The 16,373-nt window shown below is 73.3% G+C and carries 17 protein-coding genes and 1 pseudogene; 5 read left to right on the top strand and 13 right to left on the bottom strand.

The features are described from left to right. Positions 1-7 precede the first annotated feature (7 nt). The 3 genes from AB0D44_RS11740 to AB0D44_RS11730 all read right to left on the bottom strand — a co-directional run bounded on the left by AB0D44_RS11740 (position 8) and on the right by AB0D44_RS11730 (position 3,093). Positions 8-1,225, bottom strand: a complete 1,218-nt coding sequence (locus AB0D44_RS11740) for a glycosyltransferase (protein ID WP_362588127.1) — start codon at positions 1,223-1,225, stop codon at positions 8-10. Positions 1,226-1,318: 93 nt separating this feature from the next. After that, positions 1,319-1,981 (bottom strand): response regulator transcription factor, encoded by a 663-nt coding sequence (locus tag AB0D44_RS11735; protein WP_362588125.1) that lies wholly within the window; start codon positions 1,979-1,981, stop codon positions 1,319-1,321. Continuing rightward, positions 1,978-3,093: a sensor histidine kinase gene (locus AB0D44_RS11730; protein ID WP_362588122.1), complete on the bottom strand. Its 1,116-nt coding sequence runs from the start codon at positions 3,091-3,093 to the stop codon at positions 1,978-1,980. The genes AB0D44_RS11735 and AB0D44_RS11730 overlap by 4 nt, the downstream gene beginning before the upstream one ends. A gap of 277 nt (positions 3,094-3,370) precedes the next feature. Between AB0D44_RS11730 and AB0D44_RS11725 the strand changes: the two genes are divergently transcribed. Continuing rightward, positions 3,371-3,751: a DUF6223 family protein gene (locus AB0D44_RS11725; protein ID WP_362588119.1), complete on the top strand. Its 381-nt coding sequence runs from the start codon at positions 3,371-3,373 to the stop codon at positions 3,749-3,751. A 71-nt stretch (positions 3,752-3,822) separates the two neighbouring features. Here the strand turns inward: AB0D44_RS11725 and AB0D44_RS11720 are convergent, their stop codons facing one another. The 3 genes from AB0D44_RS11720 to AB0D44_RS11710 all read right to left on the bottom strand — a co-directional run bounded on the left by AB0D44_RS11720 (position 3,823) and on the right by AB0D44_RS11710 (position 5,895). Further along, positions 3,823-4,200, bottom strand: a complete 378-nt coding sequence (locus AB0D44_RS11720) for a peptidase inhibitor family I36 protein (RefSeq protein ID WP_362588116.1) — start codon at positions 4,198-4,200, stop codon at positions 3,823-3,825. A 21-nt stretch (positions 4,201-4,221) separates the two neighbouring features. Then, positions 4,222-4,965: a hypothetical protein gene (locus tag AB0D44_RS11715; protein WP_362588113.1), complete on the bottom strand. Its 744-nt coding sequence runs from the start codon at positions 4,963-4,965 to the stop codon at positions 4,222-4,224. Positions 4,966-5,037: 72 nt separating this feature from the next. Continuing rightward, positions 5,038-5,895, bottom strand: a complete 858-nt coding sequence (locus tag AB0D44_RS11710) for a class I SAM-dependent methyltransferase (protein ID WP_362588111.1) — start codon at positions 5,893-5,895, stop codon at positions 5,038-5,040. Positions 5,896-6,025: 130 nt separating this feature from the next. Here AB0D44_RS11710 and AB0D44_RS11705 point away from each other — a divergent pair, with 130 nt between their 5' ends. Continuing rightward, complete coding sequence (locus tag AB0D44_RS11705; protein ID WP_362588108.1) at positions 6,026-6,607, top strand: TetR family transcriptional regulator; 582 nt, start codon at positions 6,026-6,028, stop codon at positions 6,605-6,607. Positions 6,608-6,758: 151 nt separating this feature from the next. On the opposite strand, the gene AB0D44_RS11700 is transcribed toward AB0D44_RS11705, so the two are convergent. Continuing rightward, positions 6,759-7,169, bottom strand: coding sequence for a hypothetical protein (locus AB0D44_RS11700; protein WP_362588106.1), 411 nt, complete (start codon positions 7,167-7,169; stop codon positions 6,759-6,761). Positions 7,170-7,324: 155 nt separating this feature from the next. On the opposite strand from AB0D44_RS11700, the gene sigJ reads away from it, so the two are divergent. After that, positions 7,325-8,281, top strand: coding sequence for an RNA polymerase sigma factor SigJ (gene sigJ, locus AB0D44_RS11695; protein WP_362588103.1), 957 nt, complete (start codon positions 7,325-7,327; stop codon positions 8,279-8,281). Positions 8,282-8,302: 21 nt separating this feature from the next. On the opposite strand, the pseudogene AB0D44_RS11690 reads toward sigJ, so the two are convergent. The 4 genes and pseudogenes from AB0D44_RS11690 to AB0D44_RS11675 all read right to left on the bottom strand — a co-directional run. Further along, positions 8,303-8,452, bottom strand: a pseudogene (locus AB0D44_RS11690) (XdhC family protein); the annotation flags it as partial. Next, a complete protein-coding gene (locus tag AB0D44_RS11685) occupies positions 8,430-10,565 on the bottom strand; it encodes a xanthine dehydrogenase family protein molybdopterin-binding subunit (RefSeq protein ID WP_362588100.1) in 2,136 nt (711 codons plus the stop codon). The gene AB0D44_RS11685 and the pseudogene AB0D44_RS11690, both read right to left, overlap by 23 nt. Continuing rightward, positions 10,562-11,554, bottom strand: coding sequence for a xanthine dehydrogenase family protein subunit M (locus tag AB0D44_RS11680; RefSeq protein ID WP_362588097.1), 993 nt, complete (start codon positions 11,552-11,554; stop codon positions 10,562-10,564). The genes AB0D44_RS11685 and AB0D44_RS11680 overlap by 4 nt, the downstream gene beginning before the upstream one ends. Beyond that, the gene (locus tag AB0D44_RS11675; protein ID WP_362588094.1) at positions 11,551-12,108 is read right to left on the bottom strand and encodes a 2Fe-2S iron-sulfur cluster-binding protein; all 558 of its coding nucleotides are present in this window, start codon (positions 12,106-12,108) and stop codon (positions 11,551-11,553) included. The genes AB0D44_RS11680 and AB0D44_RS11675 overlap by 4 nt, the downstream gene beginning before the upstream one ends. A 265-nt stretch (positions 12,109-12,373) precedes the next feature. Between AB0D44_RS11675 and AB0D44_RS11670 the strand changes: the two genes are divergently transcribed. Beyond that, positions 12,374-12,952, top strand: a complete 579-nt coding sequence (locus tag AB0D44_RS11670; protein WP_362588091.1) for a TetR/AcrR family transcriptional regulator — start codon at positions 12,374-12,376, stop codon at positions 12,950-12,952. Between the two features lie 71 nt (positions 12,953-13,023). Here the strand turns inward: AB0D44_RS11670 and AB0D44_RS11665 are convergent, their stop codons facing one another. After that, on the bottom strand, positions 13,024-14,691 hold the full coding sequence (locus AB0D44_RS11665; protein ID WP_362588088.1) for a PHB depolymerase family esterase: 1,668 nt from the start codon (positions 14,689-14,691) through the stop codon (positions 13,024-13,026). Positions 14,692-14,938: 247 nt separating this feature from the next. Here AB0D44_RS11665 and AB0D44_RS11660 point away from each other — a divergent pair, with 247 nt between their 5' ends. After that, positions 14,939-15,595, top strand: coding sequence for a DUF5701 family protein (locus AB0D44_RS11660; RefSeq protein ID WP_362588085.1), 657 nt, complete (start codon positions 14,939-14,941; stop codon positions 15,593-15,595). Positions 15,596-15,737: 142 nt separating this feature from the next. Here AB0D44_RS11660 and AB0D44_RS11655 read toward each other — a convergent pair whose 3' ends face one another. Next, entirely contained in the window at positions 15,738-16,373 is a 636-nt protein-coding gene (locus AB0D44_RS11655) for a VOC family protein (protein WP_362588082.1), read from the bottom strand.

The raw sequence follows: 16,373 nt of genomic DNA, 5'->3' as shown, positions 1-16,373 counted from the left end.
CCCGGGGCTACGCGGGCGCGGCGGCGTCGAGCAGCAGTGTCGCGGCCACCGTGGTCCCGTCCGTGCGGATCGCTCCGGCCATCGCCCTGGCGCGTGCGCGGGTCTCACGGGACAAGGCGGTCCCGAGCGCGGCCGACAGGGACCCGGTGGTCGGGGCCGGGCCCTCGTGTGCCGCACCGATGCCCAGGTCGGCCACCCGCCCGGCCCAGTACGGCTGGTCCACCATCTGCGGGACCAGCACCTGCGGGGCGCCCGCCCGGGCCGCCGTCGTCGTCGTGCCCGCGCCGCCGTGGTGCACGACGGCGGCCACCCGGCCGAACAGTGCCTGGTGGTTGACCTCGCCGACGGCGAAGCAGTCGTCCTGGTCGTCGATCAGGGCCAGGTCGGCCCAGCCGCGCCCCACGAGCACGCGGCGGCCCTGCGCACGGACCGCTTCGACGGCCACCCGGGCGACGTCCGGCGAGGTGCGCATCGGCATGCTGCCGAATCCGACGTACACCGGTGGGGTGCCGGAGTCCAGGAACGCCGCCAACTCGGCCGGCAGCGGTCGTTCGTCCGGCAGGATCCACGCACCGGTCTGGATGACGTCGAGGTGGGTCAGCTCCTGCCAGGGTCCGAGGACGGGGTCGACCGCCAGCCAGGGCCGGTCGGTGAACACGTGGTCGCGGACGTTGTCCACCGGTGGCAGGCCGAGCGACGCCCGGTGGGCGTTGAGCGGCTCTGCGTACATCGCGTTCACGCGCTCGGCGTCCAGGTCCCACAGCGCCCGGTTGTCGGTCACCTCCGGCGGCGACGGGCGACCGGGCCGCAGCGACGGCCGGTAGTGCGGCGAAGGCAGTTCGAAAGGATGGAAGCACGCGTATATGTAGCGGATGCCCAGCTTCTCGGCCACCGACCGCACACCGGCGGGCATCAAACCGGTCGCCACCACCACCTCGCAGCCCTCGGCGGCCGCGGCGACCGTGTCGAAGTGCGCGGCGACCAACTCGGCCGCGCGTTGGGGCGGGCCCCCCGCTGCCGGAGCCACCTGCCCGGTCACCAGCGCGCGCACCGCCGGACCGAAGGGCACCATCTCCACGCCGACCCCGGCCAGCAGCTGCGCGAACTCCTCGTCCGGCGGCGCGCACACCCGCACCTGCGCGCCGAACTCCCTCAGCCGCACGGCGAGCCCGACCAGCGGTGCGACGTCGCCACGCGACCCGTACGTCGACAACAACACGCGCATTCTGTGACTCCCCTTGACGCAGGTTCCGGCCTCGGCGGGTGATTCTGCGGCACGACCGGGGGCGCGGCGCAAGTCCGCCCGGCACCGGGGTCGTCAGGTGCCGCGCGGCGTGACGAGGCCGGACTCGTAGGCCAGTACGACGAGTTGGGCGCGGTCGCGGGCGTGGAGTTTGGCCATGGCCCGGTTGACATGGGTCTTCGCGGTCATCGGGCTGATCACCATGCGCTCGGCGATCTGGTCGTTCGACAAGCCGTGCGCGACCAGGGCCACGGCCTCGCGTTCCCGGTGGGTCAGCTCGTCCAGCCCCGCGCCCGTGCCGGTGGCGAGCGGCTGGGCGACGTACCGGTTGATGAGCTTGCGCGTGATCGAGGGGGCGAGCAGCGCGTCGCCGCGCGCGGCGACGCGCACGGAGTGCAGGAAGTCCTCCGGCACGATGTCCTTGACGAGGAACCCGGCAGCGCCGGCGCGCAGCGCGTCGAAGACGTACTCGTCCAGGCCGTAGTTGGTCAGGATGACGACGTGCACCGCGGTCAGGGCCGGGTCCGCCGCGATGAGCCGCGTCGCTTCGATGCCGTCCATGAGCGGCATCTGGATGTCGATGAGGGCGATGTCCGGCAGGTGTTCCTTGGCCAGGGCCACGCCCTGCTTCCCGTCGGCGGCCTCGGCCACCACCTCGATGTCGTCCTCGAGGTCGAGCAGCGCCCGGAAGCCGCTGCGGATGAGGGGCTGGTCGTCGACCAGCAGGACACGGATCACGACGCACGGTCCACGGGGAGCTCGGCCCGGACCGTGAAACCGCCCTCGGCGGCAGGTTCCGCGAGCAGCCGGCCGCCGAGGGCGGTGACCCGCTCGCGCATGCCGAGCAGCCCGATACCGGGCGCCCCGGCCGTGCCCGGCGCGGCCTTGCCGTCGTCGTCGATACGGACCGCGACGGCGTCCGCGCGGCAGTCGATCCGGACCGACGCGGTAGCCGCGTCCGCGTGCCGGGCGGTGTTCGTGAGCGACTCCTGAACGATCCGGTAGACCGTCCGGCCCACGGCCGCCGGCACGTCCTGCCGCTGTCCTTCGATCGTCAGGGTCGCGTCCAGGCCGATGGCGCGCACCCGTTCCACCAGTTCCGGTACGTGGTCGAGCCCGCGCGGCGGGGCCGTGTCGTCGTCGCGGAGCGCCCCCAGGGTCGCCCGCAGTTCCCGCGTCGCTTCACGTCCCGCCTCCTGGATGGCCAGCAGGGCCTCCGGCACCTGTTCGCCCCGCTTGCGGGCCACGTGCACGGCGACTTCGGACTGCACCTTGATGATCGAGATCTGGTGGGTGAGCGAATCGTGCAGCTCCCGCGCGATCCGCAGCCGTTCCTCGTCGGCGCGGTGCCGTGCGGTCTCCTCCCGGGTGCGCTCGGCCTCGTCCGCCCGCCGTTCGGCCTGCCGCAGGGCTTCCCCCGCGGCGCCGGCGGCGATCAGCCATGCCAGTTCGAGGGCCCCGCGGGCCTGTGCGAACACCTCGCCCGTGTCGTGCAGGCCCGAGGCGAGGGCCGCGAGCGGGAGAGCGGCCAGCATGACCACGCTCGCCACCAGCGTGATGGTGCGGTGGCCCGCCCGTACGGCCCCGTACACCGCGAACAGGTAGGCGACGGCAGGTACGTCGTACCCGGCCGCCTGGTAGCCCACCGCGCACAGCCCCGTGGCGGCCAGGACGGCGACCGGTGCGCGGCGGCGCGCGGCCAGTGCCAGGCCGGCGGCCGCCAGCAGCGCGGAGCCGAGCAGGTCGACCGGGGTGCCGGCGTGCTGCTCGGACAGCCCGGTGACCAGCAGGATCACAGCCAGACCGATGGCTATCACCCCGTCTGCGACACCCATCGATCCCCGGCTCATGTACGCACCCTAGCCGGATGGCCGTACGGGTGGATCATGCCCGGGGATGACCGGCCGGCTACCGCGCACGCGGTACTTCCCCGGCTGCTGCGGCGTGCGCGGTAGCCGGATGGGGCATCGGCGGCAGTGCGAAGTGCCCGCGTCTGCCGGACGACGGGCGGTGGGCCCGACCGACAGGATCGAGCGACTCCGGTCGTAGGAGGAGTCGTGGGAGAACGCGTACGAGAAGTCGTCGTACGAGAAGTCCTACGAGAAGTCATAGGAGAAGGAGCAGTTCATGTCAGTTCGATCGATGGTCGAGGCCCCGGCGGTCGCGTTCCTTTCGGCTGCGCCGGCGGCCGCCCGCGCGTACGACCTGAGCTCCGGGCGGCTCGGTGCCCTCGCGGCCGGTCTGCTGGGGCTCACCGCCGTGGTCATCGGCGGGCGGGCCCTGCGCTCGGCCGGTCGCGCGAGGGCGGGCAACGGGCGGAGCGCGGCCCTCGTCGCGTTGCTGTCGGCGCTGACCGGCGCGGCTCTCGGGGGCCTGGTCGCGGCCACCTCCGACGGCGGTCTCGGCACCGGCAACGGTCTGGGCGGGGCCGTGGTGGCCATGCTGCTGGGGCTGGTCGGTGCGTCCCTCGCGGGGCTGGCTCTGGCCCGCTCCCGCCGCACCGGTTGAGCGGGCCGGACGGGTCCGGGCGCCGAGGCCGTGGACTCGTCCGGCCCGCGGGACACCGCGGCGTGGTGCGCTCAGCAGCTCATCGCCCAGGTGTGGGAGTCGCCGTTGTCGTTCGCGGCTGCGTTGGAGCCGACCTCCTGGCCCGGGCTCAGGCAGATGGTCATGTGTCCGCCCTGGTGGGCGCGGGAGAACACCTTGACGTGGTCCTTGATCCCCGGACCCGAGATGCCGTGGTTGGCCCACGAGGAGTCCTCGTCGGCGATGAAGCTCTCCCACCAGCCGTCATCGCCCGACCAGTTGGCACGCTGGCCGCCGAAGTCCGCGTGCTCCCAGGCGCAGAAGTGTCCGCTCGGGCAGTCGGCTGCGCCGGCCTGCGTGGCGGCCGTCAGAGCCCCGGTCAGGGCGAGGAGCGCCACGGCGGAGGAGGTGATGACGCGCTGCATGTTCATGGGGGGTGGGTCCTTTCGGTTCTACGGAGCGGGGGTGCTGGAGGAGGTCAGGTCGACAGCGTGCCGCAGGGCGGCCGTGCGCAGTCGCTGGTACGTGGTCAGGTCCGCCCGCCGCTCGGCCCGGACCGCGGCCAGCAGGGCAGGCTCCAGGCGGGCCCTGACCTCGGCCAGCCCGCTCTCGCGGTCGCAGCGGTCGGTGGGAGTGGCGGCGGCCGGAGAGGTCGGGGCGGCCGACGGGGCAGGGCGGGCTTCCGGCGAGGCGTCGGTGCAGCGTGTCCGGCGGGCCAGGGCGGCGCGGTATTCGGGGTCGGCACCGAGCCGGGCCTGGGCCTCCGCATGCAGGTTGTTGACGACCACCTCGGCCTCGAACCACTGCTTCTGATCGCCGTAGAGGGTGCGCTGTGCGCGCGCGAGGCAGCCGTCGGTGTTGGCGGTGACGGTGTACCCGGTGGGGAGGGTCAGGGACAGCTCGCGGGGGTCGGTGCCGAAGAGGGCGGCCTGGAGCCGCCTGCCCGCGGCGCTGGTGGCCGCGGGGCGCTCCTGGGGGGCCGGCACGGTCAGCCCCTGCTCGGAGAGGCAGCGGTTCACGAGGGTGAGCTGTGCGGACCTGACGAGGTCGTCCCGTCCCCGCTCGTCGGCCGGGATGCCGGGGCGGGGGGAGCCGTGCGGCGGGCCGGCGCAGCTCGTGAGCAACAGCAGCGCCGCGGCCGCGGCGCACACCGTCCGTACGCCCCCTCCCCGCGGGAGGATGATGATCTTCCGCACTCCCGGTGAACGACCGCGGCGGCCAAAGGTCACACCCTGCCGACCGCATCGGACGGAGGGCTCAGGTCAGGTTCAGGGGCGGCTCCGGTCGGCGGTGACCAGCCAGGAACTGCTGCGCAGCCGCACCGCTCCGTCCGCTTCGTAGCCGCGCAGGGCATCGGTCAGCGCCCGGCGTGCCCGGGCCCGTGCCTGCGGGCCGACCTGGTTGAGCAGGTGGTGTCCGGGGCCGGAGTCCAGCAGGAAGGCGGCGGCGTCCGCCGCATCGACCCCCCAGTTCCCGTAGGCCTCGACGGGCTGCACGCCGACTCCGGCGAATCCGCTCGCGGTGAGCAGGGCGCGGATGCGGTCCGGCTCGGTGAGCGAGAACATGCCGGGCGCGCCCGGCAGGCCGAATCCGCGGAGCGGCAGGATGTGCTCGAGCGAGGCCATCGCCCGGAGCCACTCGTTGGCCCCGGCCTCGGCCGCGCAGATGAACGCCAGCCGGCCGCCGGGCCGCAGTGCGCGGTGCAGGTTGGCGAACGCGGTGACCGGGTCGGTGAAGAAGGTCATCCCGTACCGGCTGATGACCACGTCGAAGGCGCCGTCCTCGAAGGTGTGGACCTGGGCGTCGCCCTGGACGAAGGAGACGTTCCCCCTCCCCTCGCGCAGCGCGCTGCTGCGGGCCCTCTCGAGCATGGGGCCGGACAGGTCCAGCCCCAAGGCCCGGCCCCGCTCGGCGCGCAGGGCCGCGAGACGGGTGGTGCGGCCGGCCCCGCAGCCGATGTCCAGTACGCGGTCGGTTTCGGCGATGGCCGCGGCGTCCAGGAGGGGCTGGTTGAAGCCGTCGTTGACGGCGTCCCAGCGCTCCGCGCTGCGGGCCCATTGCTCGCCCTCGTAGCCGTTCCACGCCTCGGCCTGTGCGGTGTTGACGAAATCGACGAAGCGACCCATGGGTGAACTCCCTCCCGCCGAGCGCAGCGGGGCGCCCGGCCCCTAGTATGGGCAAGTGCCCAAACAGTATGGGCGAGCGCCCATACATGCAATGGGCTTGAGGAAAGGGGCCGTTGTGTCACCACGTGGAATGGCGATTCCCGACCTGCGCGAGCGGTTGTTCGCGGCTGCGGAGCGCGTGGCCGCCCGCGACGGCGCGGCGGCCCTGACCAGCCGTGCGATCACTGCGGAGGCGGATTGCGGCAAGGGCGTCCTGCACGCGCACTTCGCCGGCCTGGACGAGTTCGTCGCCGAACTGGTCCTGGACCGGTTCGCCCGCTGCGCCCGCCGGGCCGAGGCGCTGGCGGCGCAGGTGGGACGGGGCACGCTGGCGGCTAACCTCCGGGACGTGGTCCTCGGCCTGCTGGAGTCCCTGCCCCCGGCGGTGGTGGGGCTGGCGATGACGCGCCCCGCGGCCGCATCGCACACCCGCGAGGGGTTCCGGTCCGGTGCGCCCGCGTTCGAGGCGATCCAGCAGGCCTTCACCGTGTACCTGGAGGCCGAGCAGCGCGGCGGCCGCCTGCCCGCGCACGCCGACGCCGCCACCATCGCGCTCGCGCTCGTCGGCACGGTCCACCACCTGCTGATGACCCGTGTTCCCGGCCTTGGCGAGGAGCCGAAGGCCACCACGGAGCGGCTGTTGGCCGTGTTGCTCGGCAGTGCCGGGAGCTGAGGCCGCCCCGACACGACTGTGCCCGGGCCTGCGGCGGCCCCGGCCCATCGGCCCGCCATCCGCACGGCCTCGCCGGGCGTCGCGCAGCGGGGCGGCCCCGGCTCGTGGCGGGTCACGGTGCGACCCTGGCCGGCCTGACCCGCGCCTTCGGCTACCTCGCCGGAACCCGGTCGACCGGGCGGCCAACGACCGCCTGCCCCAGCTGGAGGACGCTCAGGCCGAACATCAACACGCCCAAGGGCACGTGCACGGACGCCACATGCGCTATCCCCAGGACCACCTGCACCGACGCGAGGACGAGGAACCCGGCCGCGTGCAGGATGGGCCGGGGCGAGCCGCCGCCCGGCCGCCACGCCAGGATCGCGGCGAGTACGTACAGCATCGTCGCGGCGTACATCCCGCGCGCCCCCGCACCGTGCAGCACCTCTCCGTGCTGTGAGGACAACAACAGCCCGGCGGTGACCGCCTGGAAGAGGAGGGCCAGGGTCTGCAGCGCGACCGCTGCGCGCAGGAACATGGGGGCCTTCGGGCCGTGCTGCGGTGCCGTCGTCCTCATGAGCATGGTGGGCCTTCCTTCGGTTTCGCCCTTGCTTCGCTTCACGACTCCGACGACGCAGCCACCGGGAATGTGAGACCGTGCCCCCGGCCTCACGTTCCGTTGCGGCATCTCGTCGAACGTGCTGAAGGGCACACCCGAGCAAGGGAGTCGTAGAGACCATGACCACCCGATCCGAACACGACCACGTGCACGACTGCGGCCGCGGGGACGGGCCGGGCCTGGCCGCGATCACGAGCGAGCGCCGCCAGCTGATCAACCTCGCCTACCGGCTCCTCGGCTCCCTGGCCGAGGCCGAGGACGCCGTGCAGGAGACCTACGCCCGCTGGTACGCCATGTCCCGCCAGCAGCAGGAGGCCATCGAGTCCCCCGGCGCCTGGCTGACGAAGGTGGCCGGCCGCATCTGCCTCGACGTGCTCGGCTCGGCCCGCGCGCGGCGCGAGCGCTACGTGGGGGAGTGGATCCCGGAGCCGCTGCCCGACCATGCGCACTGGAGGGGCGGGCGGCCGGGAGACAGCGGAGGCGCACCCGTCGACCCGGCCGACCGGGTCACCCTCGACGAGTCGGTCGACATGGCCTTCCTCGTGGTCCTCGAGTCGATGACCCCGGCCGAGCGCGTCGCGTTCATCCTCCACGACGTCTTCCGGTACCCCTTCGCCGAGGTGGCCGCGATCGTCGGCCGTACCCCGGCGGCGTGCCGGCAACTGGCGTCGTCGGCCCGCCGTCGTATCCGTGCGGCACGGGCTCCGGTGGCGCCGACCACCCGGCAGGCCGGCGTCATCAGGGACTTCAAGCAGGCCTGGGAGGCCCAGGACATCGCCGCGCTCGTCGGCCTGCTCGACCCCGGAGCGACGATGACCGCCGACGGCGGCGGCAAGGCCGGTGCGGTGCTCCGGCCGGTCGTGGGCGCCGAACGGATCGCCCGCTACATCGTCGAGATGGGCAGCCGGGCCTCCGGTACGACGCTCCTGGAGCGCTCGGTCAACGGCAGGCCCGGCCTGGTGGCCCAACGCGGGGGCGTCACCGTGACGGTGGCCGCCTTCGAGCTCGCGCACGACCGGATCAGCCGCATCTGGGCGGTACGCAACCCCGAGAAGCTCCGGACGTGGATCGGGTGACAGGATTCGGGGCCCGGTCGTGGTCCCGGCGCTGTCGACGGCGAGAGCGGCCCCCGAGCCGCGCGGCGCGCTGCCGCGGCTGCCCACGACGGTGGCTACGGCGACGTCCCGTCCCTCCTCGATCCAGCGCCCCGACTCCTCGGCGGTGTCAAGCGCCGGATGTCCCGCCACCGGCCGACAGGACGCGGTCGGGCCGGATGGGCAGGTGGCGGTGGCGCACGCCGGTCGCGTGCCAGACCGCGTTGGCGATCGCCGCCGCGGCGCCCACGATGCCGACCTCGCCGATGCCCTTGATGCCGATCGGGTCGTCCTCGTCCGGTTCCTCCGCCAGCCAGTCCGCCTCGATGTGCGGGACGTCGGCGTTGGCCGCGAAGTGGTAGCCCGCGAGGTCGGCGCCGACGTGAGCCCCCGAGGCCTGGTCGCGGACCGCCTCCTCGTGCAGGGCCATGGAGAGGCCCCAGGTCATTCCGCCCACGAACTGGCTCCGGGCGGTGAGCGGATTGACGATCCGGCCCGCCGCGAAGATGCCGAGCATGCGGCGCACGCGGACCTCGCCGGTGGTGACGTCGACGGCGGCCTCGGCGAACTGCGCTCCGTAGGAGTGCCGTTCCTTCTGGGGGAGGGCGGCGACGGCCGCCATGGAGTCCGCGTGGACGGTGACGCCCTCCGGCGGGACGGTCCCCCCGGGAACGAGTCGCTTGCGCAGCTCCGCCACCGCGGCGTGGACCGCCCAGGCCCAGGAGCTGGTGCCCATGGAGCCGCCCGCGATCATCGCGGGTCCGAAGTCGCTGTCTCCGATCAGGACGTGGACCCGGTCCGGCGGGACGTCCAGCACGTCCGCGGCGATCAGGGTGAGCGCGGTCCGCGCGCCGGTTCCGATGTCCGCCGCCGAGATGCTGACCGTGAAGGTGCCGTCCGGCGCGGCCGTCACCGCCGCCGTCGACGGGACGACCCCCGCGTGGTAGGAGGCCGCCGCCGTGCCGGTGCCGAGCAGCCATCGGCCGTCGCGGCGCAGGCCGGGCCGCGGATCGCGGTCCGCCCAGCCGAACCTGCGCGCGCCTTCCCGGAAACAGGCGATCAGACTGCGGCCGGCGAAGGGCTGCCCGGACACGGGCCCCACCGCCGGCTCGTTGCGGGCGCGCAGGTCGATCGGGTCGACACCGCACCGCTCGGCCAGCTCGTCGAGCGCCGACTCCAACGCGAACGACCCCGGTGCCGCGCCCGGCGCGCGCATGAACGTCGGCGTCGGCACGTCCAGCCGTACGATCCGGTGGGCCGTGCGGTGGGCGTCCGCGTCGTACAGCACCCGTCCCGGCATGGCGCTCGGCTCCAGGTACTCGTGCACCGTGGAGGTGAGGTTCAGGGCGTCATGGCCCAGGGCGCGCAGCCGCCCGTCGGCGTCGGCACCGAGCCTGACCCGCTGGGCGGTGGGGCTCCGGTAGCCGGTGAGCGAGAACATCTGGCGACGCGTCAGGACGACCCGGACCGGGCGCCGCAGCACGGTCGCGGCCATGGCGGCCGCCACCTGGTGGGCACGCACGCCCTTGGAACCGAAGCCGCCGCCGACGTGTTCGGACCGTACGCGGACCGCGGCCGGGTCGAGCGAGAACAGGCTCGCGAGTTCGCCCTGTACCCACACGGCGCCCTGGTTGGAGTCGACGACCTCGAGCCGGCCCGCCTCCCAGCGGGCGGTCGCCGCGTGCGGCTCCAGCGGGCTGTGGTGCTCTTCGGGCGTGGTGTACTCGGCGTCCACGACGACGGCAGCCCGGGCGAGTTCGGCCTCCAGGTCGCCCTTCGCGGTCGCCGCCGGGGCGTGCGGGGCGTCCGCCGGAGCGTACGAGCCGGGCCGGTCGGCGTGGAACGCGACGTCGTGCGGCTCCTCTTCGTAGTGCACCGCGAGCGCCTCGGCGGCTTCCCTGGCCTGCTCGGCGGTCTCGGCGACCACCAGCGCCACGGGCCAGCCCGCGTGCGGCACTAGGTCGTGCTGGAAGAGCGCGACGGACGGGTCGGGGACCATCCCCATCAGCCCCGGGTACCCGGTCTCGAGCCGTGGGGCGTTCCCGTGGTGCAGGACCGTGAGGACGCCGGGCATGCCCAGGACGGCGTCCGTGTCGACCGCGCGGACGCGGCCGCGGGCCACGGTGGACAACGCCAGCCATCCGTGGGCGAGTTCGGCGTAGGGGATTTCCCCAGCGTAGCGGGCGGCCCCCGTGACCTTGTCGCGTCCTTCCACGCGTGCGTGCGCCGTGCCGAGGGAGCCGTTCAGGGGAGTGACGGTGGTCATCGGGCGGCCTCCTCGGCGAGTTCGGTCAGTATGGCCACCACGAGGTTGCGCGTGAGGGTCACCTTGTATCCGTTGTGCGCCAGCGGTCGCGCGGCGGCGAGTTCGGCGTCCGCGGCGGCCGCGAAGGTGCGGGCATCGGCCGGGGCGCCCTTCAGGAGCCGCTCGGCCTGCAGGGCCCGCCACGGCCGCGACGCGACCGCTCCGAGAGCCAGCCGCACGTCCCGTACGACTCCCGCCTCGACGTCGAGCGCGGCGGCGACCGAGCCGATCGCGAACGCGTACGAGGCCCGCTCGCGCACCTTCCGGTAGCGCGAGGCGGCGGCGACCGGTGCGGCCGGCAGGGTGACACCGGTGATCAGCGCGCCTTGCGGCAGGGCGGTCTCCCGGTGCGGGGCGTCGCCCACCGGAAGGTAGAAGTCGGCGATCGGCAACTCGCCGGGGCCGTCGCCGGTTTCGTACGACACGACCGCGTCGAAGGCGGTGAGCGCCACGGCCATGTCCGACGGGTGGACGGCCACGCAGTGGTCGGAGGCGCCGAGGATCGCGGAGTTGTGGTGCTCGCCGGCGAGCGCCGGGCAACCGCTGCCGGGCGTGCGCTTGTTGCAGGGCTGGGCCACGTCGCCGAAGTATCCGCAGCGGGTGCGCTGGAGCAGGTTTCCGCCGACGGTGGCCATGTTGCGCAGCTGCCCGGAGGCACCGGCGAGTACGGCCTGCGTCAGTGCCGGGTACCGGCGGCGGACCTCGGGATGGGCCGCGAGGTCGCTGTTGGTGACGGTCGCGCCGATGCGCAGACCGCCCTCGTCTGTCAACTCAACCTGATTGAGCGGCAGTTCACGGACGTCGACGAGCAGGCCGGGACGCTCCACCCCGGTCTTCATCAGGTCGACGAGGTTGGTACCGCCGCCGAGGACGCGCGCCTGCGGGTCGGCTTCGAGTACGGCGACCGCACCCGCCACGTCCACGGCGCGCTGATAGCCGAACTCCCTCATGCCGCCGCCTCCGTGCTCGCCGCAGCGTCGGCCGAGGCCGCCCGGGCGACGGCCTGCACGATCGACACGTACGCACCGCACCGGCAGAGGTTGCCGCTCATCCGCTCCCGGATCTCGTCGGCGGTCAGCGTCGGCGGGCCCGCGTCGGGTCGCACGTCGGCGGTGACCGCGCTCGGCCAGCCCTCGGCGTGCTCCTGGATCACCGCGACGGCCGAACAGATCTGCCCCGGCGTGCAGTAGCCACACTGCAATCCGTCGAGGTCGAGGAAGGCCTGCTGCACCGGGTGCAGGTGTTCGCCGTCGGCCATGCCTTCGATGGTGGTGATCTCGCGTCCCTCGGCCGCGACGGCCAGCTGGAGGCAGGAGACGGTCCGGCGGCCGTCCACCAGGACGGTGCAGGCTCCGCACTGCCCCTGGTCGCAGCCCTTCTTGCTGCCGGTCAGGTCGAGCCGCTCGCGCAGGGCGTCGAGCAGGGTGGTGCGGTGGTCGACGGAGAGCGGGTACTTCTCGCCGTTGACGGTCAGGACGATGGCGCTGGACGTCGGGGCGACCATGATCAGCCTTCTTTCGCTTGTCAGGGGCGCGTCGGAGCGGGACCCTGTCGGGCGGTGAAGAGGTGGCGCTGTACGTGTGGGGCCGGCTGGGAAACGGGCAGGAGGCGGCAGGAACGTCGGTCGCGCTCGTGGCGCGGGCGGTCCCCGCCCGGTGCTTCCGCGGCTAAGCTGAAGTCAACCGGACAATTGTCCGTTACCGCGGAAACGTACCGGACAGTTGTCCGGTTAGCAAGGCCGGTCGTCGGCGTACCCCCGAGGAGGACGAGTGCAGGACAGAAGCCACGCGCCCGTCCGCTCGGACGCGCAACGGAACCGTGAGCGCATCCTGGACGTGGCCCTCGTCGAGCTGACCCGCTCCCCGGACGTTCCCCTGAGCACCATCGCCAAGAAGGCCGGCGTGGGCCAGGGCACCTTCTACCGCAACTTCCCCGATCGCGAGTCCCTCGTCCTCGAGATCTTCCGCCACGAGATCCAGCAGGTCGCCGACTCCGCCGCCCAGCTCCTCGCGGCCCTGCCGCCGGACCGGGCCCTGCGGGAGTGGATGGACCGGCTCGCCCGGTTCGCCATGGCCAAGGCGGGCCTGGCCGACGCGATCCGCCAGGCCGCCGGTGCATCCGGCGGCGCGGCGAAGCCCGGGTACGAGCCGATCACCTCCGCGGCCGCGCTGCTGCTCCGCGCCAACGAGGAATCCGGCACCCTCCGCCCGGGCGTCACCGCGGACGACTTCCTGCTCGCCATCGCCGGCCTCTGGCAGATCGACCCCTGCGGCGACTGGCAACCCCGCGCCACCCGGCTCCTCGACCTCATCATGGACGGCCTGCGCGCGGGATCGCCCGGGCGGTGACCCGCCCCCGCCGACGCACCGGGGGCGGGCGCGGTGCGCCAGCGCCTGCGGCGGCCCGGTATGCGGCCGGGTCACCTGTATTCGACGGTCAGGGTCGCCTGCGTGTCCCTGTTGACGAAGAGGTACGCCGTGGCCGGCTGGTTCTGCTCGAACCGGAGGCGGACCTGGGTCCGTCCGGAGCGGTTGATCGCGGACAGGCCCGCGGCGGACAAGGGGCCGGACGCCTTGCTGCCGGAGGTGAAGGAGCCGATCTCGGCCGCCCCGGCGGCCGTCGCGACGGCCGCCCAGTCGGCGGCCTCCACCGCGCAGCCGCCGAGACAGCCGGTGTGGACGTCGACCAGCAGCCGGTTGCCGGCCGGGCCGGCCCAGGGATCGCCGGACCCGCTGCTCCGCGTCAAGGTCACCCAGGCCCGCGTGATCTCCTTCCCCGGCGGGAGGGCGGCCGTATCGAAGGACAGCACGCTCCTGTTGAACTTGCCGTCGGTGCCCCGCCCCAGGGCCAGTCCGTAGGCATCCTCCAGGGTGCCGACGGCCGGGACCGAACCGTCACCCGCGGCCTTGAGGTAACCGTCCTCGGCGTCCAGGCTGGGCAGCGTGACGATTCCGGCGGGCGGCGGCGTCGAGCCGGTCCCGCCGAGGGCCTTGACCATGCCCATGATGGTCTCGATCTGCCGGCCGCCGTGCCGCGCGTACGCGGGATCACCCAGGTAACCCCACCAGTTCCAGCAGCCGTTGGGGTTGTCGAGGGTCGTGGTCGGGATGGCCTGCGGGTACAGGACGATCAGGCGGTTGGTGTCGGCGTACTCGTTGAGGTACGCATGGTCGATGAACCGGGTGCCGAAGCCCTGGTACGCGTACCCCTGCTTGCAGCCGTGGAGGGCGACGACCACCTTGCAGGCTGCCCCGTTCGCGCAGCTCGTGGGGACGTAGACGAAGCCGTCCTCGTCCATGGAGATCGGCTTGGCGGCGCCGCCGGGCGCGTACGTGTTCTGGTCGAACCGGATCAGGCTGCCGCCGGGCGCGGCCGCGGGAGCGCTGACGGAGCCGAGGAGGTGTCCCAGGAACTCACGCTCGGCGTCGAAGCCGCAGTCGTTGATCCACGGGTTGGCGGTGACGGTGCACGCGTTCGGGCCGAGCGGGCTGATCCAGGCGTGGCCCGCGCCGGTGCTCTTGTTGTAGAGCACGTCGGCGCCGAAGTGCCGGTAGTAGTCGCTCAGCGCGGTGGACACCGGGCGTTCGACGGTCGAGTCGTTGGAACCGCTGAAGACGTAGACCGGGTCCCCGCTCAGCCCGGCCACGTCGTCGATGGCGCCCTGCGCGGACCAGTTCGCCGTGGTCTGCTTCAGGGTGGCGAGCTGGAGGTCCTGGTACACCTCCATACAGGCGTTCAGGGCCCTGCCCAGGTCGTTCTGCGCACAGTACTGGGGCCCGGACGCGAAGGCCGCGGAGCCCTTGAACGTACCCGAATAGGCCACGTGCAACTGGGTCGCCATGTACCCGCCGGACGAGACGCCGGCGCTGTAGACCCCGTCGACGTTGTACGCCCTGAGCGCGCCGGGGACGGGCGGGACGGGGGCGGCCGCCGCTGCGCCGGTGGCGGCGGAGCCCAGGTCGGCGGCGCCCGTGCCCGCGTGTTCTTCGCCCGTGTCGGCCGCGGAGGCCGGGCCCCCGAGGAGCACGCCTCCGCCGAGCAGCAGGGCCGCGGCGGCCCCGCAGAGCCTGCCAAGAACCGGATGCATTCGCCCTCCACTGATGTGAAACAGCTCACTGGTGCGGATGGCTGCGACGATAACTTCCGGCCAGTTGCGGCACGCACGGTGAGACCGGCCACAACCGGGCGGCCGGATATGGCGGTTGGCGCCGTGGACGAGGCTCTCGTGTCCGGGCCACGCCGTACCGGCGGGGGAACGACCTCCGGGAACCTTCCGGAAGAGCTCCCCGTTGATCTCAGGTCCACATCCTCCAGATCGTGAGCCGAGGAGTACCTTGCCCGAGACCCCGTCCACCATCAGCACGCTCCCTCTCCCGCCGCTCGCCGCCCAGGCGGAACGCCTGATCGAGCTCGGGGTGCACGAGATCGCCGGGATGTCCGCCGACGAGCTGCGCACCTTCGCCGAGGGCGCCGACAGTGGGCCCGGCGGCGCGCTGCTCGCCGTCCACCCCGACCGCGCTCCCGCTTCCGCCCTCGCGCCGCTGCTGCGCCATGACGGCAAGCCCGGCTTCGTCGTCACCGACATGCCCGACGTCGACCGCTTCGCCCCCTGCGAGATCGCACTGCCGGACGCCCCCCTCTACGTGGTCACCGGCGTCGACCGCGGCGACCACATGGCCAACTGGAGCCCGGAAGAGGCGCTGCCCGCCCTCACCAAGGAGGGGCGCACCCCGCTGCTGCTCACCGAAGGCATCCACTGGGTGCTCCAGCAGCCGGCGGCCCTCGAGCGCAGCCGCTGCTTCATGACCATCGGCTCCCGGCTGCGCAAGGCGAACGGCACCCTGGACGCCCGCACCCCGGCGGTCTGGATCAGCAACGGCACCGGTCGCGACGGCCGCGAACGGCGCAACGCCCCCAAGGTCGGCTGGTGCTGGTGGGGCAACCGCCACACCTGGCTGGGCTTCGCCTCCGCGACGGGCCGCGGGCTGTAGAGGGTGGTGCAGACGGCTCGGTCCGGGGCGCTTTGCCTTGATGGGTGGGGCGTTGCGGGCTGAGCCGGTGGGTGGAGACGTTCACGATTCACGGGCTGCGGAGAACCCGGTCGGCTGCTCCCTGCCGGGCAGCCGGCCCTGGTCAAATCGTGACCGGGCCCTGGGCGGTGGCGAATTCGACCGAGACCAGGCCCGGTTCCTCATCCTCGACCCAGGTGACGTCGATCTGTTCGAGGGGGTGGTCGGCCGGTTCGCCGAGGAATTCGGCGATGGAGGCGGCGTCGCCGGCGATGGAGAGACCGTGGATGGTGGTGGAGGTGCGCGGGTCGGCGCTCGGGCGCTCCTCGACGGGCACCAACCACTGAAGGAAGTACGGCAGTTGCGGGTCCTCCAGCAGTTCCAGCAGGCCGATCTGCTTCCACCTCAGGTCGAACCCGTCGGGGCGGACACGGTGGCCCTCGGCCGAGGTGCGGCCGAGGCGGGCCTCCACCGGGGCGATGTCGTCGACGGAGACCACCCAGCCGAGCCAGCCGCCGCCCTCGGCGGCGCGGCGCGCGACCGCCTGGCCGAAGGGTGCGCGGTCGGCGGCGGGGTGGTCGAGTGTGGTGACGACCTCGACGTAGGTGCCGCCGCTCAGCGGGAGAATGAAGTTGCGGGTGCCGAAGCGCGGGTGCGCGCCCCCGTCGACGAACCCGCCTCCGAGGGCCGATCCGATCCACTGGACGGTCGAGACGAAGCTGTCGCGGGCCACCGCATAGGACACGTGATCAAGTCGCAC

It is taken from the genome of Streptomyces sp. NPDC048349 (assembly GCF_040651925.1).
Classification (GTDB): domain Bacteria; phylum Actinomycetota; class Actinomycetes; order Streptomycetales; family Streptomycetaceae; genus Streptomyces.
The sequence above is the reverse complement of the archived record's forward strand: the minus strand, read 5'-3'. Positions and strand labels throughout refer to the sequence as shown.